Source organism: Nonlabens sp. SY33080, from assembly GCF_011784885.1.
Taxonomy (GTDB): domain Bacteria; phylum Bacteroidota; class Bacteroidia; order Flavobacteriales; family Flavobacteriaceae; genus Nonlabens; species Nonlabens tegetincola.
Genome location: NZ_CP050461.1, coordinates 2,430,485 through 2,454,568 on the forward strand (window position 1 = coordinate 2,430,485; position 24,084 = coordinate 2,454,568).

Consider the following 24,084-nt stretch of genomic DNA (forward strand, 5'->3'; position numbering starts at 1 on the left):
AATTATTTAGAAGCGATAACCTAAAGAAACAAAAAATTGATCGTCATCAAGTTGTGGAGAGAAGCTATACTTGATTTCGATTGGTCCCAGAAAGGTTTCTATTCCATAGCCAATTGCATAACCAGTATATCTTGCTTGACTGAACCAGTCATCTTGTTCAAAAAGTTCATCATCTACATTGGCATAATTAGCGGTGAAGTTAATGTGGTTTTTTTTGAATATTTCATAGTCTGCGGTGATCCCAAATTTAATCATGGTATCACCACTTATACTGACAAAGTCATATCCGTAAAATGATACAAAATTATTTATGGGCCTCGATCCATAGCCGCCTAAAAAGAAATCAAGACTACTATTAGCTGGATTTCCTATTGCGATTCCCACCTGAGCATCTCCAATAAAACTTAATTTATCAAAGCTAAAAGCTCTTTGTACTTGTAATTGAGCAATGCTGAAACTACTAAAGTCTTCTTGTTCAGAGTTTGCTAGGTAAACATGAAAATCTCCGTTAATACGCCAACCTTCATTAGGAAAAAACATGTTATCCATACTGTCTACCAGGATTTCTCCGTACAAGCTAGTGTACAAACTATCATCAAAAGTAAGATCCTCATTCGGTCTGTTAGGATCTGAAATTGTACTCGTAAAAATATCAAGGTATTTAAATTCTAATCCAGCTGTTAAGTACAGATTTTTATTAAATCTAGAACGCATAAACACCTGATTGGTCCAATCCTTATATTTTACTTCAATACTGTTTACTCCTAAGTTAGTATTGTCCACATCTGCTACAAAATCAGCTTGAATATCTTGATCAAATTGAACATAATTGCTATTAACACCAATTGACCAATAACGTCCTTTGTCTATGTAGTAATCTAAATTGTATCTAATATTGTCACCAACGATAACATCGGCGCTTATGACATCGTTGCTCACTAAAACACCTTTTCTACTCAGATTAATCAAAGCACTACTGCGCAATAATTCATCGTAGTGGATTCCTAGTCTTAAATAATTACGTACATCAGATTCAACAACTTCAATCTCTAGGGCATAACCTAATAACTCAGGGATTAATGAGTAGTTTATCTTTTTAAAATTGTTAGTCGCTTGTAAGTTGTTAATCCCGTTAGAGATATCATCATAAGCTATCATTTCTGGAGCATTCAATTTGAATCGCCCACTTATAAAAGCTCTTGAATATTGTTTATTACCCTTTATTTCTATACGAGTTAAGTATAAACTATCACTTGCGATATTTTTTAGATCAGGTCTCCTATAACCTGTTGCGACTTTTATAAGGTCGTCAATTTTTTGTAAGGAGGCTTCTTTACCTTTTGTAATTATGGCCTGACCTTCGTCAAAAGAAATGACAGTGAATTGTTCGATATCAGGTTGAATATAAATATCTGTCTTGGGACGTTTTATTTCCATATCACTAATCGTGCGGAAATTATTTATCTGTGATAATATGTCAAGTGCATTTTGTAATTCCTCTTCTTCCTTTTTATCATCTTGAACATCTACTCCTATGATTATGTCCATTCCCTTTTCCCTTAACTTTTCAATAGGATAATTATCGATTACACCACCATCAATTAATAACATATTATCGATTTGTACAGGTGCAAACAAGCTAGGTAATGCACCACTTGCATTTACAGCCTTAGGCAGGCTACCTTTATCTAGAACTACTTCTTCACCTGTGACTACATTGGTGGCAATACAGAAGAATGGAATAGGAAGTTTTGAAAAGTCATCAATCTGATTCACTGGACCCATCAACTTGGATAAGAAATTGTATATGTTTTGACCTTTACTCAACGAGCTAGGAAGACTTACCTGAAAATCTTTAAAGGGTAAAGTCACTGCATATCTTTCCCGGTCCTTACGTTCGTAAAAAGTTTCTGCCCGTCTTGGGATATCGTCACTTATAATTTTATCAAAATCGGTAGCGTAAAAAATCGAGTCTAGTTGTTTACCTGAATATCCAGAAGCGTAAAGAGAGCCTATAATAGCTCCCATAGATGTTCCTGCTATGTAATCTATTTTAATACCTAAACTATCAATTACTTTAAGTGTACCGATGTGCGCCAATCCTTTAGCTCCACCACCAGAAAGGACTAGACCTATTTTGGGATTTTGTACTTTTTGCAGAATGCTATCAACTTTAGTTGGTTGAGTAGGTTTCAATAAAGAATCTGCAGGAATAGCATTTTGACCTTTGGTTAAAATGGGAGCTACGAGCAAAAGCAAGGAACATAAAAAAGTAACGCTAATCTTCATGTTTTTTGTAATAATCAATAATTTTTTGAGCTTTTGACAATCCTATTACTTCTTCTAATTCCTTTTTAGTAGCCTTTTTAACTCTTTTTGTACTTCTAAAATGTTTTAATAACTCAACCACAGTTTTTTCTCCTATACCAGGAATGTTATCCAGTTCGGTTTCTATCGCACCTTTACTTCTTTTGTTACGGTGGTGAGTAATCCCAAAGCGGTGAGCTTCATTTCTCATTTGTTGAATCACTTTTAATGATTCAGATCTTTTATCTAGGTATAAAGGTACAGGATCGTTTGGGTAAAACAATTCTTCTAGTCGTTTTGCAATTCCTATAATTGGGACTTTTCCTCTTAATCCTAATCTGTCCAAGGCTTTTACACCACTAGACAATTGACCTTTACCACCATCAACAATAACAAGTTGTGGTAGCGGTTCATCTTCTTCTAACAATCGGCGATAGCGTCTATAAACCACTTCTTCCATACTAGCAAAATCATCAGGTCCTTCAACAGTTTTAATATTGAAGTGCCTGTAATCTTTCTTGCTAGGCTTCCCGTTTTTAAACACTACGCATGCGGCAACCGGATTAGTTCCTTGAATATTTGAATTGTCAAAACATTCCATATGACGTGGTTCTTCATCTAACCTTAAATCAGCCTTCATTTGAACCATCAATCTTTTTACATGTCGTTCTGGATCTACAATTTTAATGGTTTTGAATTGCTCCTGTCGATAGAACTTAGCATTACGTTGACTTAATTCAACTATTCGTTTCTTGTCTCCTAATTTTGGGATGGTTATTTTAAGCTCTTCTCCTACATCAATATTTAGGTATGTATAGATTTCTCTGGATTGAGAATCAAATCGATTACGTATTTCAACAACAGCGAGCTCAAGTAATTCTTTATCGGTTTCATCTAACTGCTTTTTAAGCTCCATAGTATGTGAACGAGTAATGGCACCATGATTTATTTGTAGGTAATTTACATATCCAGCACTTTCATCACTAATAATGGTAAATACATCCACATTAGATATATTAGGGTTTACGATAGTAGATTTTGCTTGATATCTAGTTAGCACATCTAATTTTTCCTTTATACGCTGTGCTTCTTCAAACTCCATAGCCTCAGCGTGTTCCATCATGAGTTCTTCAAAATATTTTACAGCTTGTTTAAAATCTCCTTTCACGATCTGTCTAATCGCCTCAATATTTCGGTTGTAGGCTACTTCTGACTGTAGACCTGTACAGGGTCCTTTACAATTACCTATGTGATATTCCAAGCATAATTTGAATTTGCCAGCATCTATCTTGTCTTGCTGCAAATCATAATTACAAGTACGTATAGGATATAATGATTTAACTAGTTCGAGTAATGTTTTTACTGTACGCACACTGGTAAAAGGTCCAAAGTATTCACTACCATCTTTAATCATTTTACGAGTAAGGAAAACTCTAGGAAACCTCTCTTTTTTAATACATAGCCACGGGTAAGTCTTGTCATCTCGTAGCATGATGTTGTATCGTGGATTACGAGATTTAATCAAACTATTTTCTAGTAAGAGCGCATCTGTTTCAGTTTGAACAACAATGTGCTCGATACGAGCTATGTTTTTAACCAGAGTGCGTATTCGGTGGCTATCATGATTTTTTGTAAAATAAGATTGTACTCTTTTTTTAAGTTTTTTTGCCTTACCTACATAAAGCAGCTTATCTTTTTTATCGTAATAAAGATATACACCTGGTGATAGCGGTAATGTTTTAATCTGAACTTCTAAGGGAGCACTATTCATAGCTAGGTAAAGGTACTATCTTTTTAAAATTTCGCTTTCGCGAAAGCGAAATATATATCCATTTCTCACTCACTTTTATCATTTCTTTAAAACTCTCGCTACAAGAAGAAATTTAACTTAGTGAAAATTATGGTTGTGGAACATTCAAAATCACTTGAAATCCAAGAATGGGCAAGCACCAGTTTGATTGGTAATTTTTTATTATATAAGCTGGGTAAGGATTATGGATGGGATTGGATATGGATTATAACTTTATTTATTTCAGTATTCTCCCTTTATCTAATGTTGTATTCTTTAAAGCAATATCGAAAAATTACCTTCTCATGGTTGTTTAAAACTGTTTTGGTAATTTGTTTTACCGCATATCTTTTTTTTAATCATTTAATAGACTAATTATGGCAAAATTTTCTGAACTCATTAATCAAGATACACCGGTACTTATAGATTTTTATGCCACCTGGTGTGGACCTTGTCAAACCATGATGCCAGTGCTCGATCAACTTAAAAAGGATCTAGGAGAGAAAGTTACAATCCTAAAGATTGATGTTGATAAAAATCAAGCCCTTGCAGCACAATTTCAAGTACGAGGAGTACCTGCCTTTATGATATTTAAAAATGGAACCCAGCAATGGCGCGGTAGTGGTGTGCAACCGTTACACGAGCTTAAAAGTCAATTGTCCAAACATATGAATTAAATTTATTGTAACTTTTTAATCTAAAAAGCTACCTATCAATGAACTAATCAACAACCTGCTATGAAAAATAAAGTACTTTTTTTAGGATTATTATCTATATTGATAGGGAACGCACAAGAGTTTGCGGGTAACTGGAATGGGCAACTAGGACCATTACCTCTTAACCTGAATTTTGAGCAGGTGGAGTTAGGGTATGTAGGTAAATTACAAAGTCCTAAGCAATCTAAAAATTACGCTTCGTTAGATGAGGTCAAAATAAACGGTGATAGTATCTCATTCAAATTAAGTGCTTTTCAAATCGTGTACAAAGGAATAAAAAAAGGTGATTTAATCGTAGGTACCTTTACACAAGGTGGAATGTCAAATGCACTAAGCTTAAAAAAAGGATTGTATTTAAATCAAGCCTCAAGGCCTCAAACACCCAAAGCACCATTTGATTATAAGGTTGAAGAAGTTTCTTTTAAAAATAAAACAGCAGGTGATATTAAATTATCAGGCACCCTTACATTACCCCAAAAGGTTAAAAATCCTCCTGTTGCAATTTTAATTTCAGGATCAGGTCCACAGGATCGCGATGAAACGTTGTTAGATCACAAACCGTTTGCGGTTATTGCAGATTATTTTGCAAAAAATGGAATTGCGGTTTTACGTTATGACGATCGCGGCACGGCCAAATCTGAAGGTGATCACAGTACTGCCACTAGCGCCGATTTTGCCACAGATGTATACGCTGCAATAGCATTTCTTAAGAAGAGAAAGGATATAAATACCTCACAAATAGGATTGATAGGTCACAGTGAAGGTGGTATGATAGCGCCTATGGTTATAGCCGATCATCCTAAAGATATTGCATTCTTCATATCGATGGCAGGAACAGGAACTACTGGTGTAGAAGTTCTAAAAACACAAATACGTAAATCGGCGCTGTTACAAGGTCAACCTGAAGCAGCTGTTGAAGAAGGAATGAAAATAATGGATGCTGTCATTGATGAAATGGCTAAAGATGGAGTAAAGGATTTATCTATTGATCAAAGAAAGAAGATCATCCTTAAAACGATTGAGACTAAAAGAAGTCAGGTTGATCCTTTGATTGCCGCAGAATACTCTGATCAAACAGCACAATCTCTTGCCGATCAATTCAGCACTGATTGGTTTGTGTATTTCATGAATTATAATCCTGTTGACGACGTTGCAAAAATTAAGGTACCAACTTTAATAATGAATGGCTCGATAGATTTCCAAGTAATACCTGAAATTAATGTGCCGCCAGTTGAAAAAGCTTTAAAAGAATCTGGAAACAACGATGTTACAGTTAAAATTTTTCCTGGTTTAAATCATTTGTTCCAAAATGCTACTACCGGTGCAGGATCAGAATATTTTGAAATCGAGGAGACAATAGCGCCAGTAGTCTTAGAAACCATGGCGACTTGGATTAACAAACGATTTTAATGTTGCTGCAAAACTCTTACACGTAATCGGTACTTTTGCGTGAATAAAATTCCAAAGTATTAGCATGTTTTTTTTACCTCAAGATCTAGATGATTATATAGTAGCTCATTCTCAAAATGAACCTCAAATTTTAAAAGATCTTAGTCGAGAGACTTATCAAAAAGTGCTTCAGCCTATAATGCTCTCTGGTCCTTATCAAGGTCGAGTATTAAGTATGATTTCTAGTTTGGTAAGCCCCAAACGTGTGCTAGAAGTTGGTACTTTCACAGGTTATTCTGCACTATGTCTTGCCGAAGGTATGCCAGAAAACAGCGATCTAGTTACCATAGATATCAATGAAGAGTTAGAATCCTTATGTAGTAGGTATTTTTTACGCTTTCGCGAAAGCGTAAAGAAAATTAATTTCATTCAAAAAATAGGTCCAGCGCTGGATATTATACCCGAATTAGAAGGCTATTTTGATTTAGTATTTATTGATGCTGATAAGCCAAACTATGTTAACTACTTTCATCAAATTATGAAGAAAGTGCGGCCTGGTTCTTTAATAATTTCTGATAATGTTTTGTGGCACGGTAAAGTGGTCGAAACTGTAAAGAAAAAAGATCTATCGACACCTGTGCTTCTCGAGTATAATAAGTTGTTGAAAGAAGATCCTAGGTTGCAAACTGTTCTATTGTCGGTGCGTGATGGTCTTACTCTTTCTCGTGTAATAAAGAGCTAGTTTATAACCTAGACAACCTAAAATACTACCTGCGATAGCACCTACAATAACATCGGCAGGATAATGTACACCAACCATTATTCTAGACAGTGCAAATAAAATAGGCCATAGAAACAAGAGTTTTAAAAAGTGATTTTTTGTAGGGCTAAATAATAATGAATAAACAAAAAATGTGACAGCAAAACTCACTGCGCTATGTCCTGACCAAAAACTAAAGTTTTCTGGACGTTGACTTATTAAAATACTATCTAGTAAAACGGGTTCATTGCTTGGTCGCAATCTTTCTACGGCATTTTTAACCAGGTTAGTAATGAAAAGAGTTATTCCAGCTATCACTGGCAAACAAACGATGAGATAGTAACTCATAGGTTTGTTATATTGTTTGTACAACAAGAAGCTATAAAAAAGAAAGATAGGTATAGATCGTTCTGGATGCGTTATGAACTCCCAAAATTCTGGTACGTTGTTAAGAAAAGAATTATTGAGTAGTTTGAGTAATTCTCGATCAATTTCTAGAAGAGATTCCCACATTAAAGTTTACGTTTAATGGAACCGGTTTCTTCAATTTTGTCCTTTACTTCTTCGATTTGCTTTTTGAAATGTTCTACTTCTTTAGAACTAAAGTCATCAGTAGCAGTTTTAGTGATTTCATGTTTAATGTCATCAGTTGCATTGCGAACTGTTTTTATGGCTTTTCCCAGACCACGAGCTATTTCTGGAAGCTTGTCACTTCCAAATACTAATAACACTACTAATCCTACTAAGAATAGTTCTGGTGTGCTTATAAAAAGTACATGATGAATCATGCGACAAAGATACATTTATAGTATATCGTGTGCAATTACATAATGTTAATGCAGTACGCTTCTTGAGTAATTAATTTTCTAATTTTATAAATAAGAGAATAGGTTATAACTAGTTCTAGAAATACCATTATTAGTGGTAAAAATTTCTCTACTCACTGGCATACCTTCAGAATTCAAGTTGTAGGTGTAAATCATTTCTTGAACGAGCTGTATTGAGCCAGTACTCGTATCGTACTTTTCTTGAGTTAAGGGTAGAAATCTTGATGAAGGTATAAAATCTTTAAAAACAAGTAACCTTATTATATCATTCATATCCTTAAAAGGATTATCATTTAATTCATAAGTAAAGTCGCTAAATCCTGTCGTGTTGTTATTTTCTAGATAGGTTATTCTTTCAATATTAAAGTTTGCATTGATATCAAACACCTCGCTATTTTCTTGTATCACTGAACCATTAGAGCTGGTTGTTCTAGAAAGAATTTCATTTACACGATTAAAATTATCTATTTCAAATTGTTGTATTTGATTAGGGTTTGAAACATTGCTGCTTGTAATGATATTTTCATCGTATTCTATACTATAAGAACTAGTACTTTGATTTTCAATCTTTGTATAATTGATTACTTGGTTGTTTGGTGCGTATTGAAATTGATATGTTTTTGATTGTTGACCAGAGAATACGATCTCAGATATAAGATTATCATTATCGTATACTATATCAATGTTTGTTACAATATTGCTAGCTGTGTTTTCTGCTATTTGAATTGAACTAAGTCTTACTTTATCGTCAATAGTAGTAATATCGTTATCTCCTTGATTTTGATTATTGGACAATGTAGGATCCTCATCGCAAGAAACGAAAAGTAGAATTAATAGAGTATATAAATATTTCACGTAAAAGCGATTGAATTGGATTGATAGTTTTACAACAGAGTAAAAGTACAATTTATGGTAAAACAAAAAGCCAGTTTCTATTGAAACTGGCTTTTTAAACGTTTATAAAACAGAGATTATTGCTTTCTCATTTCTTCAAATTTATCAACTTTAGGCTGTTGTGGCCAGCTGTTGTTTGACACATCAATGTCAGCTGTTTCTAGGTCTGGATCTATAGTAATACCTACGATTTCTTTATCGCTTGCTTTACTTAGACCAACTTCTTTATCATTGTATCTCCAAATTTCTGCTGGATGAGTGACACGTTCTTTAGTACCATCTGCAAACGTGTATTCAATGATAATAGGCATAACTAATCCTCCTGGTTTTTCAACAGTAATTTCATAGAAGTATTTAGGAGCTTTCATTCTAGCTCTTTCTTCGGCAGTGAAATTTTCTTTTAAGTAATCATCTATACCACTTACTACTTCTCCTGGTTGCTTACCTTTCAAGGCAGCGTCAAAGTCTTCGCTATCTTCTTTTACCATGTAAACGAGACCAGCTTCTTTAATACGTTCAACAGGAATGCCGTTTTCTTTAGCATAATCCTTCATAGCTTGGTTCATTTCATTTGAAACATAATATTTGCTTACCTCTTTAAGTCCCATATCATTGAAACGAGTAGTGTAGAACCATCCTCTCCAGAACCAGTCTAGATCCATAGCACTTGCATCTTCCATAGAACGGAAAAAGTCCTCTGGTGTAGGATGCTTGAACATCCATCTTTGAGAATAAGTACGGAATGCATAATCAAAAAGATCACGACCCATTACGGTTTCTCTTAAGATATTAAGACCAGTAGCAGGCTTACTATAAGCGTTTGAACCAAATTGATACGTATTTAAACCTTTACTCATAATTGGAGCGATGTATCTTTGATCACCTGCCATATAAGGAACAATTTTCGCAGCAGGTCCACGACGAGATGGGTACGCATCTAAACCTTCAATAGCGGCTGGATAATTTTCACCAAAATCTTGTTCGGCAACATATTGTACAAAAGTATTAAGACCTTCGTCCATCCATGTCCATTGACGCTCATCACTATTAACAATCATTGGGAAGAAGTTGTGTCCAACCTCGTGGATAATTACTGAGATCATACCAAATTTAGTACGATCTGTGTAGTTTCCTTCAGCATCTGGTCTACCGTAGTTCCAGCAAATCATTGGATATTCCATTCCTTGATTCTTTGCGTGAACCGATATTGCTTTGTGGTAAGGGTAGTCAAAAGTCATTCTACTGTAAGACTTTAAAGTTTGCGCTACTGCATATGTGGACCATTGCTCCCATAACGGATTACCTTCTGGCGGATATATAGAAACAGCCATAACATCTTTATCACCTACCTTAACAGCCATAGCATCTGCTACGTAACGACGAGATGAAGTCCATCCAAAGTCACGTACATAATCAGCCTTGAATTCCCAAGTTTTAGTTTTAGTAGCACCTGGCATCATTGCAAGTTTCTCAGCCTCTGGTTGAGTTCTTATTATAACAGGTTTGTCATAACTTTTTGTAGCCTGCTCATAACGCTTTAATTCTGTTTTAGAATAAACGTCTTTTCTGTTTTCTAACTTACCAGTGGCATCAACCCAGTGATCTTCTGGTACAGTAAGGTTTACTTCAAAAGTTCCGAATGGTAATGCAAACTCATCACGACCCCAGAATTGACTATTCTGCCATCCTTCAACGTCGTTATACACACACATGCGAGGATAAAACTGAGCGATTACATATGCTCTATGTCCATCAGGAAATTGCTCATATCCACTACGTCCTCTACCATCAACGTGGTTGTTGATGTTGTAGTCCCATTCTATATCAAAACTAAATTTCTCACCGGTTTTAAGCGTTTTAGGTAATTCAACTCTCATCATAGTTTGATTAATCATGTATGGAAGAGCGTTACCTTTTGAATCTAATACTTTCTTTATATTGAAACCACCATCAAACGGTTCTTTCATATATTGAGATGCAAAATCAGACGGACGCATGAATGGATTAACGCCACCACCTTCAATAAGTGCAGACTTAGTATCCTTCTGTCTTACGTTTTGGTCTAACTGTACCCATAGATAGTCTAATGCATCTGGTGAGTTGTTTGTGTAAGTAATTGTTTCGTAACCATAAATATGATGATTGGCATCATCTAATTTGATGTCCATCTTGTAGTCTGCTCGTTGCTGATAGTAGGCAGGACCAGGTGCTCCACTTGCACTGCGGTATTGGTTAGGAGTGGAAAATTCTTGGTACAGTTGACGGAACTTGTTGATGTTATAGTGTTCCTCTGCTTTTGGTTCTTCTTGTTGTTCTGTTTCCTGTGCTTGTAAACCGAAGGAAATCATTAACAAACTGAAAAACAAAAATTTAATAGTTTTCATGTTGCAAATTTGGTTTAAGGATTGCTAAAATAAGAAATATACGCACCTTTTATAAAGATTAAGAAAAAGTTAAGGTTTCTTGTGGGCGTTCTTTTGTCATTACCATGCTCTTTCTTTTGTCGTTGATTTTATAATGTACCATATTTTTTTGGTCATCAAACACCTCAAAAAGAGCAGTGAATTTCATTTTAATAGTTTCTGGCATTTTGGTAACCGGTAATTCTATGTAAAGCACAATTTGATCATCAATAAACTCTGCGCCCAATACATTTACAGTTAGTTCCTTACTATCTACAGTGGCTTCAATTTTACTTTGAAAATACTTTTCTAAATAAAAATTTACAGTTTTTAAATCCTTAATTCCATCTAGCTTCACTTCCTTGCCAAAACGATCTTGTAAGGCATCTTCCATATCGTCTATAAAAAATCGACTGGTCATTTGAAGTGCGCTAGCCTTTTGTTTATAAGCGACATTGGAAACTGATAAATAGTATTTATGATCGTTTTGTTTAGTATGCTTTCGCGAAAGCGTAAACAGCATCAAACTACTGGTTACAATTAGAATAAGGTATTTCATACTTACTAGATAAATTTTGCACTTAAATGTTACAAGTTATGTTCCAAAAATTATAATTGTGTCACGTTACCTAGAAAGATGCCGTGAAAGCGCTCATCAGTATTATAAACAGCATCTATTTCAATGTAGAATCCAGTGCTGTATGGACTTACTCGTATAAAACCTGATTCAAATGCGGTAATCGCATTGAGGTTGTTACCGGTATCATAATTCTCTGAAAAACCTGCATTCACATCACCAATTTCTTGTGTTGAGTTGATTTCATAAGTACCACTTTGTAATGGGGTGTTTCGATTGCCAAAAAACTCGAGATCAATGGCAAAGCCTGTACCTGAAAGCGTACCAGAATTTTCTGTGATATTCTCGTCGGTAATCAATAATTGTGTGGAATAAGTGTCGCTAGAAATTTGTAAAAATTCTTCAAGATAAGCCGGTCTTACGCCTTGATTGTTTTGAAGATCGGGACCGTAACAAAAAACATTAAAGGTAATGGGTGGCAATTCTGGCAAATCATCATCATTGCTACAAGAGTTGATCCCTATAATTAGGAATAAGGATAGCACTAACTTTATTGGGAATAAGTTTTTTGTAGTCATTTTATTGCTTTTTAATGGTTTCTTTCATTTTTAAAGAGTCTGTGGACATTGAGTCAACTTGAATATTGGTTTCTTGTGTTGATTCAGTTGGATGATAGTCAGGTAGATTCTTTTTTCTTTTGAATTCTGTTGCGGTCATGTTAAGAAACTGAAGTAAATCTAACTCATTTTGTTTAGAGAACATTTCTTCATTTAATCCTCTGTCCTTGGCGTAATACATGAATTCATAGAGGTATTTTTCTTCTAATTTCAAGAATTCAGTTAGGAACTTAGTTTGGTATTTATTTTTAATTAAAATCACGTCAAACTCTTTTTTTTCTTCTACTGGTCCCGAGTTTAAATCAAGAGCGCTCAAAGTACTGTTGAGAACAACTGCACCTAGTAGTCCTACTAGGTTAAACATATTAAACCTGGGCATACTTTGGGCCATGGCTTCATGCCTTATAGCGTATTCTTCTGGTTGACGTTGACGATCAGAAAAGGTGTTGTCAATACGATCTACTGCTCTTGTACGTACATTAAATTCACTTACTTCGTCTATTTTGGGATCGACGTTGGTAACTTCTTTTACATCTATAAGCATCAAGCTTTCATTAATAACAACCTCATCTAGAACGTTTACTCCTTGCCTAAGTTGAATAGTGGCTTTTTTATCCTCAACAGTTTGCTCAGTGACCACTAAAGTAAGAGGTTCATATTGTACAGCTCTCAAGGTGAGTTTATCACCTGCTTTTACATTCAAATAAAAGATACCATCATCATTAGTGACAGTACCATCAATGCTGTTATTATTAAAAATGGTAATTCCAGATAGCGGTTCTTCTGTTGCGCTTAGAATTTTTCCTTCTATTTGAGTGCGATTATTTTGTGACCATAAAAGGACTGAAAATAATAGGAGACCGATATTAATAATTGCTTTCATAGCTTATTCTATTTAAAACAAAGTTACTCATACTTGTTACTGTATGACACACTTAAATTAAGCTTTAAGTTAATGTTTGTAAAAAGACTTTACATTAAAGTTTACTTAATTTACAAATACAAGGAGAGATTAACTTGTAATTTTGATGATAATTGTTATTCTTAAAGTGGTAAAAATTTATGCGCAATCTTATTATTGCTAGTACATCTACGATACATCGATCTGGATATTTAGAATATATTAAAGAAGATGTTCTTACAGCCCTCAAAGAAGTTGAAGCTACAAGTCTACTCTTTATTCCATTCGCAAGACCTGGTGGAATTACGCATGAAGATTATACTAAAAAAGTGCAAGTAGCACTAGAAGACACCGGTATTAAGGTAGTTGGTTTGCATGAAGTGCAGGATCCTAAACAGGCTATTCTTGAGGCCAAAGCAATTTTTACCGGTGGTGGAAATACCTTTGTATTACTTAATGAGCTTTACAAACGAGATGTTTTAACTGCTCTTAGAAAAGCGATATTTTCAGGAACCTTCTATCTAGGAACTAGTGCTGGTAGCAATTTGTGTGGCCTCACAGTTAATAATACTAATGATATGCCTATTGTTCATCCTCCGAGTCTCAAAGCATTAGGCGTAATAGGTTATAATATTAATCCGCATTATCTAGATCCGGTTTCAGGATCTACTCACATGGGTGAAACTAGAGAAACAAGAATCAACGAGTTTCACACGTACCATCACATACCGGTAGTTGGATTGCGAGAAGGTAGTTACATAAGAGTGCTAGGAGATAAAGAATTGCTCAAAGGTGAATTGACCGCACGAGTTTTTAAAAAAGATAATAGACCGGTTGAGGTCTCACCAGATTTTGATTTTGCCACATTAACTTAAATCTTAAACCTATGAATATTGATATAAAACACAATCAAAACGATAGTAGAGGAATCTTCTTTTATAAAAAGGAGGAAAAAACGATGGCCGAACTTACATACTCTCATGAGGATAATGTTATGACCATTGATCATACCGAAGTAAATCCAGATTTAGAAGGTAATGGAATAGGAACTCATTTAGTTCATAAGGCGGTTGAGTATGCTCAAAAAAATAATATGAAGGTTCATCCTTTATGTCCATTTGCTGAAGTTTTATTTGATGAAAACGACCAATGGAGCGATCTAAGGGTTTGATGCCAATATTAGAAACTGAACGATTACTATTAAGGCCGTTTGAGATTTCTGATAAAGAATTTGTGTTTGACTTGCACAAGGATCCTCAGGTCATGCAGTTTACAGGAAAACAACCTATGACAACTGTTCTAGAGGCAAAACTCTTATTAGAAGAAATATTGCATCCAGAAAAAGGTCAATACGCTTTATACCAATTAGGAAGGTATGCCGTTATTGATAAATCTACAGGAAAAAAAATAGGCAGCGCAGGTTTAAATTATACTCAATCTAAAAACATTATTGAGATAGGATATAAATTTTTAAAGGAATTTTGGGGTCGAGGTTACGCAACAGAATCTTGTAAAGCTCTTCTAGATCATGGATTCAATACTAGAAATTTTGATTCAATAGCAGCACATATAGCCGAGGAAAATATAGGATCTCAAATTGTTGCAGAAAGGTTGGGAATGCAAATCCATCATAGGTTTTTATGGGAAGGCATTATTCCCGGTAGGTTTTATACAATGAGTAAATCAACCTTTCAGGCAAACAATCTGTAGTGTTTAACAATAACAATAATTATAGGTGGATTACTCATACAGTTATTTACTTTTACACCGCGTCTATGCCATTGCTATGAGAAACAGTTTTTTGTTCGTCTTTTTCTTGCCATTTATAATGATGGCGCAAGAGTCTACACCTTTTATCATTCAAAAGGCAGCCGAAAGATTATCACAAAACGAACTGCTTAATCAAGTAAATAGCTTTAGCTATGAGTCTTATGAGAATTTTAAAATAACTGGTGATCCAGAGGCTTTAACAGGTCCAGGTTATAAAAAAACCGAATTACGTAAGACTTTAAAAAAAACGCAAGTACTTTTTTCAGAGCGTACCATCCTGCATGTATACGATTCAATAAAAGGATATAAAGAGGTAGTAACAGCAGCTCAAATGCCAGGTTTTGAAAAACCTGTATATCCTGTATATACTATCATATTTCAATCCCAGTTTTTAAATCAAAAGGATTATATAATACTTGATCAACGATTTAAAAATCCATTGCATTCTTCAAGAACTCAATTCTACGATTATCAAATCGAAAAAGATTCCGTAATAGAGAACAGAACTGTCTATAAAGTAAATTTTAAACCACAACCTCTTGCAGAAATTCCTAATTTACTAGAAGGTACCGTTTACATAGATGCTGTTAATTATGATGTTGTTCTCTTTGAAATTGATACACCAGGAGAACTCAATATAGAGACTCTTCATAGCTTTACCTACAATACAAAAGCCGGAGTTTGGGTTCCTTTAAAAAGATCTTTGTATGTAAAAAAGCAGAAAACTAAAAAGGAATTGGAGCTTTTTGGTGGTAGGCTAGAGGTAGGTAACGAATCTCCTTCCGAGAATCAAACAGGACAAGATTTGTATATGATTCTAGAAGTGGATTACTTCAATTATGAATTAAATATACCGGTAGATTTTGGAAAGAAAGGTATTCTTACTGAAATCCCTGACGAGGCAATAGGTCGGCCAGAATCATATTGGGATGATTATCGAGATTCAAAAGAGGCCTATACAACAACACAACTAGCTCAATTTACAAACTTGGATAGTGTGGTTACCGCGACCAAGATTAATAGAAAACTAGAAACACTTGATAAGTTTAAGGTGGGCTATTATCCAGTAGGATTTTTTGATATTGATTTAAAGTATCTAGTAAAATACAATGATTACGAGGCGTTTAGATTGGGAGTTGGTGGTCAAACTAATGAGAAATTAAGTGAAAAATGGAGGTTAAGTGGTTACGTGGCCTACGGTACTAAGGATGATCGATTTAAGTATAAAATAAGCGCAGGATTTAGAATTGATGAAGAAAAAAACACATGGCTCAACCTATACAAAAGTGAGGATATTGCTGAAATAGGTGCCGAAAAATTCTTGACTGATGCACGTGTTTATAGTCTTTTTGAGCCTAGACTTATCAATATTCCAACCTTCTTTAAATACAATAGTGTAGGAGCCTCACTACAACAGCGATTATTCCCTTCGTTGATAAGTGAGATCTCGCTTTCGCGAAAGCGAATTACTCAAACAACATTTTATGAATTCAGGCCTAGGGATAATAGTTTTACTAACTATACCTTATCTGAAGTGGTTATAGGTGCGAGGTATAGTCCAGTAAGCACCTTTATGCTTACTCCTAGCGGTTATCAAGAAATAACCCGAGGTTATCCAATATTAAGTGCTCAATACACACAAGGAATAAAAGGATTGTATGGATCAAACTTTAATTACGGAAAGTTGTCTGCCAAAGCAGTATATTTTCAACCCTGGAAGGACAATTCTTTTACTGAATTGCAGGTAGAAGGTCACTACGGCCGTGGTGATATTCCTCTTACCCATCTATATCATGCTTACCCTAACTCACCTACAAAAGATGAATTGTTGCAAAGATTTTCAGTTGCAGGTAGGCGCAGTTTTGAAACCATGTATTTCAATGAGTTCTTTTCTGATAGATTGATCACAGCACAAGTAAAACATAGGTTCCCTGCACTTAACATTGCATCGTTTTTAAAGCCTGAAGTTGCCTTTATTACTAGAGCGGCCTTAGGTAGTATGAACAATACTGAAGAGCACATAGGAATTGGGTTTGACACTCTAGAACACGGTTATTTCGAAAGTGGTGTTGAGTTAAATAAACTCCTTTTCGGATTTGGATTAAGCTTTTCTTACCGATATGGAGCTTATCATTTGCCTGATATTGAGGACAATCTTGCGTTAAAATTTACCTTTTATTTGGAATTGTAGCCTTTAGAATAGTTTACACTTCAAATAAGGATTATCACGTGTATAAGATTTACCTTTGCAGCCCATCGGTAAAGACCTATGCATAAATTATTTAGTTTCAGCTTTTGGAATAGTTTAGCGCGATTAATACTGCGCAATCGTGAGGTGATTCTCGGACTTATTGTTCTTGCTACAATTGCCCTAGGAACTCAGTGGAAATACATGAAGTTTTCTCATACTGAGGCTAATTTACTTCCTGATGATCATCCAGCGAATATTGAGTATGATGAGTTTATTAAACAATTTGGTGAAGAAGGAAATTTAATTATTCTTGGAGCTACCCAAGAGACTCTTAATACTTACGAGAAATTAAATGCTTGGAACCAACTGGCAGATAGTATTTCAAAATTTGAGGAAATCGACTTCGTTTTATCAACCAGTAACTTACCTGTTCTTGAATTAGATGAACCTAGTTCTAGTTTTAAAGTAAACGAATTACTGCCTACAAAATTAAAAAGCGAGGCAGACTATGCCACTTTTAAGAAAAAGCTATTTACCGATTTACCGTTCTACAAAAATTTAATTTATAGTGAAAAGGATAGTGTAATACGTACCGCTGTTTATTTAAAGAAAGACATTGTAAATACAATCACTCGAAAAGAGTTTGTTCTTAATGAATTAGTTCCGTTAATAGATTCTTATAGAAATAATGGACTAGATGTTAGAACATCAGGAATGCCCTACATACGTACCTTAAATGCACAAAATATTGTTGATGAAATAGGTATGTTTTTGTTAGCAGCATTGCTTATAACCTCTGGGTTGTTCTTTTTCTTTTTCAGATCGTGGCGCGCAACTTTTATATCTATTGTCACCGTGATAATAGGAGTGATGTGGGCATTTGGATTTTTAGGTCTATTTCGATTTGAGATCACTGTACTCACAGCTATCATTCCTCCTTTAATTATTGTAATAGGAATACCTAATTGCATATTCTTAATCAATAAATACCAGCAGGAAATCAGGAAACACGGTAATCAAGCTCTCTCTTTACAACGAGTCATTACTAAGGTAGGTAATGCTACTTTAATGACTAACCTTACCACTGCAAGTGGATTTGCAACTTTTATTTTTACGCAAAGTAAATTGCTTAAAGAATTTGGTATTGTAGCAAGTATCTGTATCGTTACCATATTTGTTTTAAGCTTGATGATTATTCCTATCATTTATAGCTATTTACCGTTGCCTAAGGAAAAACATCTTAAGCATTTAGGAAAAACGTGGATCAACAGTTTTGCCAATTGGCTAGGTGTTATGGTGAAGAACTATAGAATCGCTATTTATATTACCAGCGTTGTTGTCCTTATTCTCAGCTTCATTGGGATGTATCAAATTAGAGTTTCTGGAAGTTTAATTGAGGATATGCCTAAAAGCATGAGCTTTTACAAGGATATTAAATTTTTTGAAGAAAGTTTTGATGGTGTCATGCCTGTTGAAATTGTCATCAATACCAAGAAAAAGAAAGGTGTTAATAAACCAAAAACGCTTAAAAAGATTGACAAGTTAGAAGAGCATATTATTGAAACACCCGAGTTGTCCAGACCAATGTCGGTAATTTCATTAATTAAGTTTGCAAAACAGGCTTTCTATCAAGGTGATCCCGAGTTCTTTGATCTGCCAACAAGCAATGAACGTTTATTTATGGCTAAATTTCTCAAGAATAGTAATGGAGAAGTAGGTTTGATGAAAAGTTATGTGGATAGTACAGGTCAATACGCACGCGTGACAACTTTCATGAAAGATATGCCTACTGAACGTCTTGAGTATGTAGAAGAAAATTTAAGAGCAAAACTTGAAACCCTTTTTCCTGTTGAAGATTATGAAATTACTTTAACGGGTAAAGCGCTTGTATTTCAAAAAGGAACCAATTACTTAATTAATAATTTGATTTTGTCATTATCCTTGGCCATTTTATTAATAGCATTGTTTATCGCGTTTATGTTTAAGTCGCTTAGGATGATTTTTGTTTCGATTGTACCTAACTTACTTCCTTTGTTAATGACTGCTGGATTAATGGGTTTCATAGGTGTGCCTATAAAAGCTTCAACCATCTTGGTTTTTTCAATAGCCTTTGGAATTTCTGTTGATGATACTATTCACTTCTTAGCTAAGTATAGGCAAGAGCTTATGGCAAATAATTGGAAAATTAAGAAGTCTGTTTATAGCGCTTTAAAAGAAACTGGAGTTAGTATGTTTTATACTAGTATCGTTTTATTTTTTGGATTTTCTACATTTACCATATCGAGTTTTGGAGGCACTGTTGCATTAGGAGCTTTAGTAAGTGCAACCTTGTTATTTGCTATGTTGTCCAATCTTTTGTTGTTGCCTAGTATGTTGTTATCACTAGAACGCAGCATTGCAAATGAACGTACATTTAAAAAACCAGCCATTCCTATTATCGCACCAAAATCTGACGAGGAAGAATAGGACGCGTATCTCTAGTGTAATTCGTTGCAGCAATTATTGTTCATAGAGTGCATAAAATCTATATTTGCCATTCAAGTTATTCCTAGAAATGAAAAGAATAGTAGATATTTTAAAGGACGATCCTAGTATGGTTGAAATTACCGTTAAAGGATGGGTGCGCAGTTTTAGAAACGATAGATTTATAGCGATTAATGACGGTTCGACCATAAAGAATTTGCAAGCAGTAATAGATCCTGAAAAAATAGATCAAGCTGTAAGAGATCAAATTACAGTAGCATCTGCTGTGGCGGTTACAGGTAATTTAGTCGAAAGTGAAGGAAAAGGACAGCGTGTAGAACTACAAGCTACTTCGGTAGAGATTCTTGCAACCGCAGATTCTGAAGAAGTAGCAAAAACAATTTTGTCTCCTAAAAGGCATAAATTGGATACACTAAGAGAACAAGCTCACTTACGCGTGCGTACTAATACCTTTGGAGCGGTAATGCGTGTAAGAGCAGCTTTATCTTTTGCTATTCATAAATATTTCCAAGAAAAAGGATTTTATCAAGCTCACACACCAATCATTACTGGTAGTGATGCCGAAGGAGCTGGAGAAATGTTTCGTATTTCTACCTTAGATACAAAAAATCCTCCGCTTACAGAAGAAGGTGAAATAGATTACTCAAAAGATTTTTTTGGTAAAGAAACCAACTTAACTGTTTCAGGACAGTTAGAAGCAGAAACTTATGCCATGGGATTAGGTCAAGTATATACCTTTGGACCTACCTTTAGAGCAGAAAATTCCAATACATCTCGACATTTAGCCGAATTTTGGATGATTGAACCTGAAGTAGCGTTTAATGATCTAGATGCAAACATGGATCTTGCCGAGGATTTTATTAAAGAAGTAATTAAGTATACCATTGAACAATGCGCCGATGATTTAGAATTTCTAGAGCAACGATTGGTTAATGAAGATAAGCTCAAGCCTCAATCAGAACGTAGTCCTATGCCGTTACGTGAAAAGTTAGAGTTTGTTTTAAAAAATAACTTTAAACGTGTTTCTTATACCGAGGCGATAGATATACTTAAAAATTCTAAGCCTAATAAGAAGAAAAAGTTCAACTATGTCATAGAAGAATGGGGAGCAGATCTTCAATCGGAACATGAACGTTATCTAGTTGAAAAACATTTTAAGTGTCCCGTGATTCTTTTTGATTATCCTGCAAAAATTAAAGCCTTTTATATGAGGTTAAATGATGATCATAAAACTGTGCGCGCCATGGATATCTTATTCCCTGGAATTGGTGAAATTGTTGGTGGTTCTCAACGTGAAGAGCGTTATGATGTACTTAAACAAAAAATGGATGACATGGGAATTCCAGAAGAGGAACTTTGGTGGTATCTAGAGATGAGAAAATTCGGTAGTGTAGTACATAGCGGATTTGGATTAGGATTTGAACGATTGGTAATGTTTGTTACAGGAATGGGTAATGTACGTGACGTAATTCCTTATCCTCGAACACCAGGAAATGCTGAATTCTAACTAAATAATTCACAAAAATCAAACTTAAGCCTGTGATCACACAGGCTTTTTTTATTTTTACATGTAAGAATATTTGTAAATGCTTAAGCAAACACTCAATTTTAAACTTTCTCAAAAGCTGTCTCCGCAGCAAATTCAACTCATGAAATTGATTCAACTGCCTACACAGGCATTTGAACAACGAGTTAAATCTGAACTTGAGGAAAACCCTGCACTTGATAGTGGTAAGGAAAAATCAGAAGATGAGTATGACTCACTTACTAACGACGATTTTGATCAAGATAATGAAACCATCGAGGCAGATATCAATGTTGATGAATATTTAAGCGACGACGAGATACCAGAATATCGTACCCAATCTAATAACTACAGTGCGGATGAGGACGAGAAAAGTGTTCCTTATGCAGCAGGAAAATCATTTACTCAAACCCTTCTTGATCAGCTTAATACTAGGCGATTATCCGATCAAGAAGCTAGTATCGCGCAATTTTTAGTAGGTAGTATCGATGGAAGCGGTTACATACGCAGATCATTGGAGGATATTGCAGATGACCTAGCCTTTACCATGAACGTTTACACCGATGTGGATGAGGTAGAAAAGGTGTTGCGTATCGTACAACAGCTAGATCCTGCTGGAGTAGGAGCCCGTAGTTTGCAGGAGTGTTTATTGATTCAGCTTTCGCGAAAGCGTAATTCCCCAGATACTGAGCTTGCAATTAAGTTGATTAGAGACAGTTTTGACGCTTTTAGTAAAAAGCACTATAAAAAATTACTTTCTAAATACAACGTAAGTGAGGAAGAACTGCGTGATGCTATTGAAGAAATAGAGCATTTAAACCCAAAACCAGGAGGCTCATACGCTGGCGGCAGTACAAAAATCGTAGAGCAAGTCGTTCCAGATTTTACAATTAGAATTAAAGACGGCGAGTTAGAACTTACTCTAAATGGTCGTAATGCTCCAGAGCTACACGTGTCTAGAGACTACTCTAACATGCTTAAAGGTTATAAAGAGGCAAAGGAGAAGACTAAGTCTCAAAAGGACGCTGTTATGTTCATTAAACAAAAGCTGGATAGTGCAAAGTGGTTCATTGAGGCAATAAAGCAACGACAAGAAACACTGTTTGTAACGATGTCTAGCATTATGCATTATCAAAAGGAATATTTCCTTACAGGTGATGAACGTAACTTACGCCCTATGATTTTAAAGGACATCGCCGATGAAATTGGTATGGATGTTTCTACCGTGAGCCGTGTGGCAAATTCAAAGTATGTGGATACACCTTATGGAACAAAGTTGATCAAGGAATTTTTCTCTGAATCCATGACTAATACAGATGGAGAAGAGGTTTCTACTAGGGAAATAAAGAAAATACTAGAAACTGTGATTAATGAAGAGGATAAGAAAAAACCTCTTACGGATCAAAAACTAGCTGAGATCCTTAAGGATAAAGGTTATCCTATAGCCAGAAGAACGGTAGCTAAGTATCGTGAGCAGCTAGATATTCCCGTAGCAAGATTGCGTAAAGAGATCTAATGCAAGAACGCTTTTTTAAGATATGGAGCGTCGTGACAAATCCTTTATGGATTCCTTTTGTTGTGTCGTTTTGGTTTCTTAGTTATAATACCTATGATAATGATCAACAAATTGATGTCAAGTTGTATTTGATAGGATTGCTTACCATTATTATCCCGTTGTTGATTTATGTAATACTAAAGATACTTGGTATAGTTCAATCTATAGATTTAAAAACATCAAAGGAACGCACCTGGCCACTTATTTGTTATACGATATTGATTGTGATCGTAGCACGTGGCGGCTTTAGAGATGGATTTCATACACCATTGTATTATTTCTTTATCGGGATTGTAGTCGCTTCATTTATCGCAGCAGTTCTCTCTTTTATGAGGTATAAAATAAGTTTACATATGATGGGGATAGGTGGATTGCTAGGTTTTGTGTTTGTTCTTTTATTCACAATGAATCTACCGTTGTTGTATTTAATAGCTGGTATAAGTATAATAGCTGGGGTTACAGCATCTGCAAGATTATATTTAAAAGCACATTCTAATCACGAAATAATATTTGGCTTTTTGACCGGTTTGATTACTCAAATTTATATTGGGGTTTAATACGTATTATAGAATGTAAAATTCTATTCCAAATTTTATCGGTTGAAGATTGATAGGATCGTTATTTATTTGTGCGTTTTCATTGAATAATGGATTTAGATTATACATCACAAAAGCGTTAAAACTTCCATTACCGATGCTTAAGGTTGCAGCAAATCTAAATTTTTCTAGTTCTGGAATGTCTTTTAAAACTCTTGTAACTCCATCGCCTTGAAAGTCGGATTTGTGATGAAAGATATACCCTAGTCTTACACCGGTGTAGATACGCCAAAAGGTATATTCTGTAGGTGTAGAAGTGCGCCATCTAAATTGTATGGGCATCTCAATTAGATTGGTGTGTAAACGATTGCGATCCACATCAATGTCGTCATCAATAATTTGATAAGTTGTTTTACCGCTTTCATCGGTATTAATAAATAAGTTGGAATTATATCTATTTGTGCTGTATCCTAAACCTATACCTATGGCAATATTTCTTCTTTTATTAATTGGCATGTCTCTAATAAACCCTAAATGTAGACCACCTGAAAATCCATTTTGAGAAAACTCATCGGGTTCATTGTTGATTAGATTAAAAGTTAGTCCTACATATATTTGATCTTCTCTATACAATGAATCATTTACGCTTTCTGGTATTTTCTCAAATTCTTGTGTTTGAACAGTGGTATCCTGTCCAAAAGAGATATAACTAACAAGAAAGATAATTAGTAAAAGCGAGTATGTTCTCATAAGGTTTGTTTTGCCGTAAGCAAGTTACTAATAGTAAAAGAAAATATGTGACTATAAAATTGTAATTATTTGACAAGGCAAGGATTGTACAATA

At 34.9% G+C, this 24,084-nt stretch carries 21 protein-coding genes; 11 read left to right on the plus strand and 10 right to left on the minus strand.

Features of this window, described 5'->3' with window-relative positions; translation table 11 throughout:
* Positions 1-6: 6 nt before the first annotated feature.
* Together HCN53_RS10905 and uvrC are read right to left on the minus strand one after the other, a co-directional pair.
* Entirely contained in the window at positions 7-2,289 is a 2,283-nt protein-coding gene (locus HCN53_RS10905) for a patatin-like phospholipase family protein (RefSeq protein WP_167342965.1), read from the minus strand.
* On the minus strand, positions 2,279-4,078 hold the full coding sequence (uvrC, locus tag HCN53_RS10910; RefSeq protein ID WP_167342966.1) for an excinuclease ABC subunit UvrC: 1,800 nt from the start codon (positions 4,076-4,078) through the stop codon (positions 2,279-2,281). Before uvrC ends, HCN53_RS10905 begins: the two co-directional genes overlap by 11 nt.
* Positions 4,079-4,473: 395 nt before the next feature.
* Between uvrC and trxA the strand changes: the two genes are divergently transcribed.
* The 3 genes from trxA (at position 4,474) to HCN53_RS10925 (ending at position 6,943) form a co-directional block, all read left to right on the plus strand.
* Positions 4,474-4,773, plus strand: coding sequence for a thioredoxin (trxA, locus tag HCN53_RS10915; RefSeq protein ID WP_167342967.1), 300 nt, complete (start codon positions 4,474-4,476; stop codon positions 4,771-4,773).
* Positions 4,774-4,833: 60 nt separating this feature from the next.
* On the plus strand, positions 4,834-6,222 hold the full coding sequence (locus HCN53_RS10920) for an alpha/beta hydrolase family protein (RefSeq protein ID WP_167342968.1): 1,389 nt from the start codon (positions 4,834-4,836) through the stop codon (positions 6,220-6,222).
* A 64-nt stretch (positions 6,223-6,286) separates the two neighbouring features.
* Positions 6,287-6,943 (plus strand): O-methyltransferase, encoded by a 657-nt coding sequence (locus tag HCN53_RS10925; protein ID WP_167342969.1) that lies wholly within the window; start codon positions 6,287-6,289, stop codon positions 6,941-6,943.
* On the opposite strand, the gene HCN53_RS10930 is transcribed toward HCN53_RS10925, so the two are convergent.
* From HCN53_RS10930 to HCN53_RS10960, 7 genes are all read right to left on the minus strand, one after another.
* Positions 6,893-7,474: a phosphatase PAP2 family protein gene (locus tag HCN53_RS10930; RefSeq protein ID WP_167342970.1), complete on the minus strand. Its 582-nt coding sequence runs from the start codon at positions 7,472-7,474 to the stop codon at positions 6,893-6,895. The genes HCN53_RS10925 and HCN53_RS10930 overlap by 51 nt on opposite strands.
* A complete protein-coding gene (locus HCN53_RS10935; protein ID WP_042276117.1) occupies positions 7,474-7,749 on the minus strand; it encodes a twin-arginine translocase TatA/TatE family subunit in 276 nt (91 codons plus the stop codon). Before HCN53_RS10935 ends, HCN53_RS10930 begins: the two co-directional genes overlap by 1 nt.
* Positions 7,750-7,833: 84 nt before the next feature.
* Entirely contained in the window at positions 7,834-8,643 is an 810-nt protein-coding gene (locus HCN53_RS10940) for a hypothetical protein (RefSeq protein WP_167342971.1), read from the minus strand.
* A gap of 116 nt (positions 8,644-8,759) precedes the next feature.
* Positions 8,760-11,066 carry a M1 family metallopeptidase gene (locus tag HCN53_RS10945; RefSeq protein WP_042276112.1) on the minus strand — a complete coding sequence of 769 codons (2,307 nt, stop codon included), beginning with the start codon at positions 11,064-11,066 and terminating at the stop codon, positions 8,760-8,762.
* A gap of 58 nt (positions 11,067-11,124) precedes the next feature.
* Positions 11,125-11,643: a DUF6702 family protein gene (locus HCN53_RS10950; RefSeq protein WP_167342972.1), complete on the minus strand. Its 519-nt coding sequence runs from the start codon at positions 11,641-11,643 to the stop codon at positions 11,125-11,127.
* Positions 11,644-11,693: 50 nt separating this feature from the next.
* Positions 11,694-12,239, minus strand: coding sequence for a hypothetical protein (locus HCN53_RS10955; RefSeq protein ID WP_167342973.1), 546 nt, complete (start codon positions 12,237-12,239; stop codon positions 11,694-11,696).
* A gap of 1 nt (position 12,240) precedes the next feature.
* Complete coding sequence (locus tag HCN53_RS10960; RefSeq protein ID WP_167342974.1) at positions 12,241-13,161, minus strand: carboxypeptidase-like regulatory domain-containing protein; 921 nt, start codon at positions 13,159-13,161, stop codon at positions 12,241-12,243.
* A 179-nt stretch (positions 13,162-13,340) separates the two neighbouring features.
* On the opposite strand from HCN53_RS10960, the gene pepE reads away from it, so the two are divergent.
* The 8 genes from pepE (at position 13,341) to HCN53_RS11000 (ending at position 23,261) form a co-directional block, all read left to right on the plus strand.
* Positions 13,341-14,054: a dipeptidase PepE gene (gene pepE / locus HCN53_RS10965; RefSeq protein ID WP_167342975.1), complete on the plus strand. Its 714-nt coding sequence runs from the start codon at positions 13,341-13,343 to the stop codon at positions 14,052-14,054.
* A gap of 11 nt (positions 14,055-14,065) precedes the next feature.
* Positions 14,066-14,350: a GNAT family N-acetyltransferase gene (locus tag HCN53_RS10970; protein ID WP_240919352.1), complete on the plus strand. Its 285-nt coding sequence runs from the start codon at positions 14,066-14,068 to the stop codon at positions 14,348-14,350.
* A complete protein-coding gene (locus HCN53_RS10975) occupies positions 14,329-14,889 on the plus strand; it encodes a GNAT family N-acetyltransferase (RefSeq protein WP_167342976.1) in 561 nt (186 codons plus the stop codon). The genes HCN53_RS10970 and HCN53_RS10975 overlap by 22 nt, the downstream gene beginning before the upstream one ends.
* Positions 14,890-14,965: 76 nt before the next feature.
* Complete coding sequence (locus HCN53_RS10980; protein WP_167342977.1) at positions 14,966-17,140, plus strand: DUF5686 family protein; 2,175 nt, start codon at positions 14,966-14,968, stop codon at positions 17,138-17,140.
* A 78-nt stretch (positions 17,141-17,218) separates the two neighbouring features.
* The gene (locus HCN53_RS10985) at positions 17,219-19,606 is read left to right on the plus strand and encodes an efflux RND transporter permease subunit (RefSeq protein WP_167342978.1); all 2,388 of its coding nucleotides are present in this window, start codon (positions 17,219-17,221) and stop codon (positions 19,604-19,606) included.
* 88 nt (positions 19,607-19,694) lie between these two features.
* Positions 19,695-21,131 carry an asparagine--tRNA ligase gene (gene asnS / locus HCN53_RS10990; RefSeq protein ID WP_167342979.1) on the plus strand — a complete coding sequence of 479 codons (1,437 nt, stop codon included), beginning with the start codon at positions 19,695-19,697 and terminating at the stop codon, positions 21,129-21,131.
* A gap of 79 nt (positions 21,132-21,210) precedes the next feature.
* Positions 21,211-22,665 (plus strand): RNA polymerase factor sigma-54, encoded by a 1,455-nt coding sequence (gene rpoN, locus HCN53_RS10995; protein ID WP_105018231.1) that lies wholly within the window; start codon positions 21,211-21,213, stop codon positions 22,663-22,665.
* A complete protein-coding gene (locus HCN53_RS11000; protein WP_240919353.1) occupies positions 22,665-23,261 on the plus strand; it encodes a hypothetical protein in 597 nt (198 codons plus the stop codon). Before rpoN ends, HCN53_RS11000 begins: the two co-directional genes overlap by 1 nt.
* A gap of 6 nt (positions 23,262-23,267) precedes the next feature.
* Here the strand turns inward: HCN53_RS11000 and HCN53_RS11005 are convergent, their stop codons facing one another.
* On the minus strand, positions 23,268-23,990 hold the full coding sequence (locus HCN53_RS11005; RefSeq protein ID WP_167342980.1) for a porin family protein: 723 nt from the start codon (positions 23,988-23,990) through the stop codon (positions 23,268-23,270).
* Positions 23,991-24,084 lie beyond the last annotated feature (94 nt).

Coding starts and splice junctions, on each gene's coding strand:
- HCN53_RS10905 (WP_167342965.1), bottom strand. CDS start 2,289: ATGAAGATTAGCGTTACTTTTTTATGTTCCTTGCTTTTGCTCGTAGCT.
- uvrC (WP_167342966.1), bottom strand. CDS start 4,078: ATGAATAGTGCTCCCTTAGAAGTTCAGATTAAAACATTACCGCTATCA.
- trxA (WP_167342967.1), top strand. CDS start 4,474: ATGGCAAAATTTTCTGAACTCATTAATCAAGATACACCGGTACTTATA.
- HCN53_RS10920 (WP_167342968.1), top strand. CDS start 4,834: ATGAAAAATAAAGTACTTTTTTTAGGATTATTATCTATATTGATAGGG.
- HCN53_RS10925 (WP_167342969.1), top strand. CDS start 6,287: ATGTTTTTTTTACCTCAAGATCTAGATGATTATATAGTAGCTCATTCT.
- HCN53_RS10930 (WP_167342970.1), bottom strand. CDS start 7,474: ATGTGGGAATCTCTTCTAGAAATTGATCGAGAATTACTCAAACTACTC.
- HCN53_RS10935 (WP_042276117.1), bottom strand. CDS start 7,749: ATGATTCATCATGTACTTTTTATAAGCACACCAGAACTATTCTTAGTA.
- HCN53_RS10945 (WP_042276112.1), bottom strand. CDS start 11,066: ATGAAAACTATTAAATTTTTGTTTTTCAGTTTGTTAATGATTTCCTTC.
- HCN53_RS10950 (WP_167342972.1), bottom strand. CDS start 11,643: ATGAAATACCTTATTCTAATTGTAACCAGTAGTTTGATGCTGTTTACG.
- HCN53_RS10955 (WP_167342973.1), bottom strand. CDS start 12,239: ATGACTACAAAAAACTTATTCCCAATAAAGTTAGTGCTATCCTTATTC.
- HCN53_RS10960 (WP_167342974.1), bottom strand. CDS start 13,161: ATGAAAGCAATTATTAATATCGGTCTCCTATTATTTTCAGTCCTTTTA.
- pepE (WP_167342975.1), top strand. CDS start 13,341: ATGCGCAATCTTATTATTGCTAGTACATCTACGATACATCGATCTGGA.
- HCN53_RS10970 (WP_240919352.1), top strand. CDS start 14,066: ATGAATATTGATATAAAACACAATCAAAACGATAGTAGAGGAATCTTC.
- HCN53_RS10975 (WP_167342976.1), top strand. CDS start 14,329: ATGGAGCGATCTAAGGGTTTGATGCCAATATTAGAAACTGAACGATTA.
- HCN53_RS10980 (WP_167342977.1), top strand. CDS start 14,966: ATGAGAAACAGTTTTTTGTTCGTCTTTTTCTTGCCATTTATAATGATG.
- HCN53_RS10985 (WP_167342978.1), top strand. CDS start 17,219: ATGCATAAATTATTTAGTTTCAGCTTTTGGAATAGTTTAGCGCGATTA.
- asnS (WP_167342979.1), top strand. CDS start 19,695: ATGAAAAGAATAGTAGATATTTTAAAGGACGATCCTAGTATGGTTGAA.
- rpoN (WP_105018231.1), top strand. CDS start 21,211: ATGCTTAAGCAAACACTCAATTTTAAACTTTCTCAAAAGCTGTCTCCG.
- HCN53_RS11000 (WP_240919353.1), top strand. CDS start 22,665: ATGCAAGAACGCTTTTTTAAGATATGGAGCGTCGTGACAAATCCTTTA.
- HCN53_RS11005 (WP_167342980.1), bottom strand. CDS start 23,990: ATGAGAACATACTCGCTTTTACTAATTATCTTTCTTGTTAGTTATATC.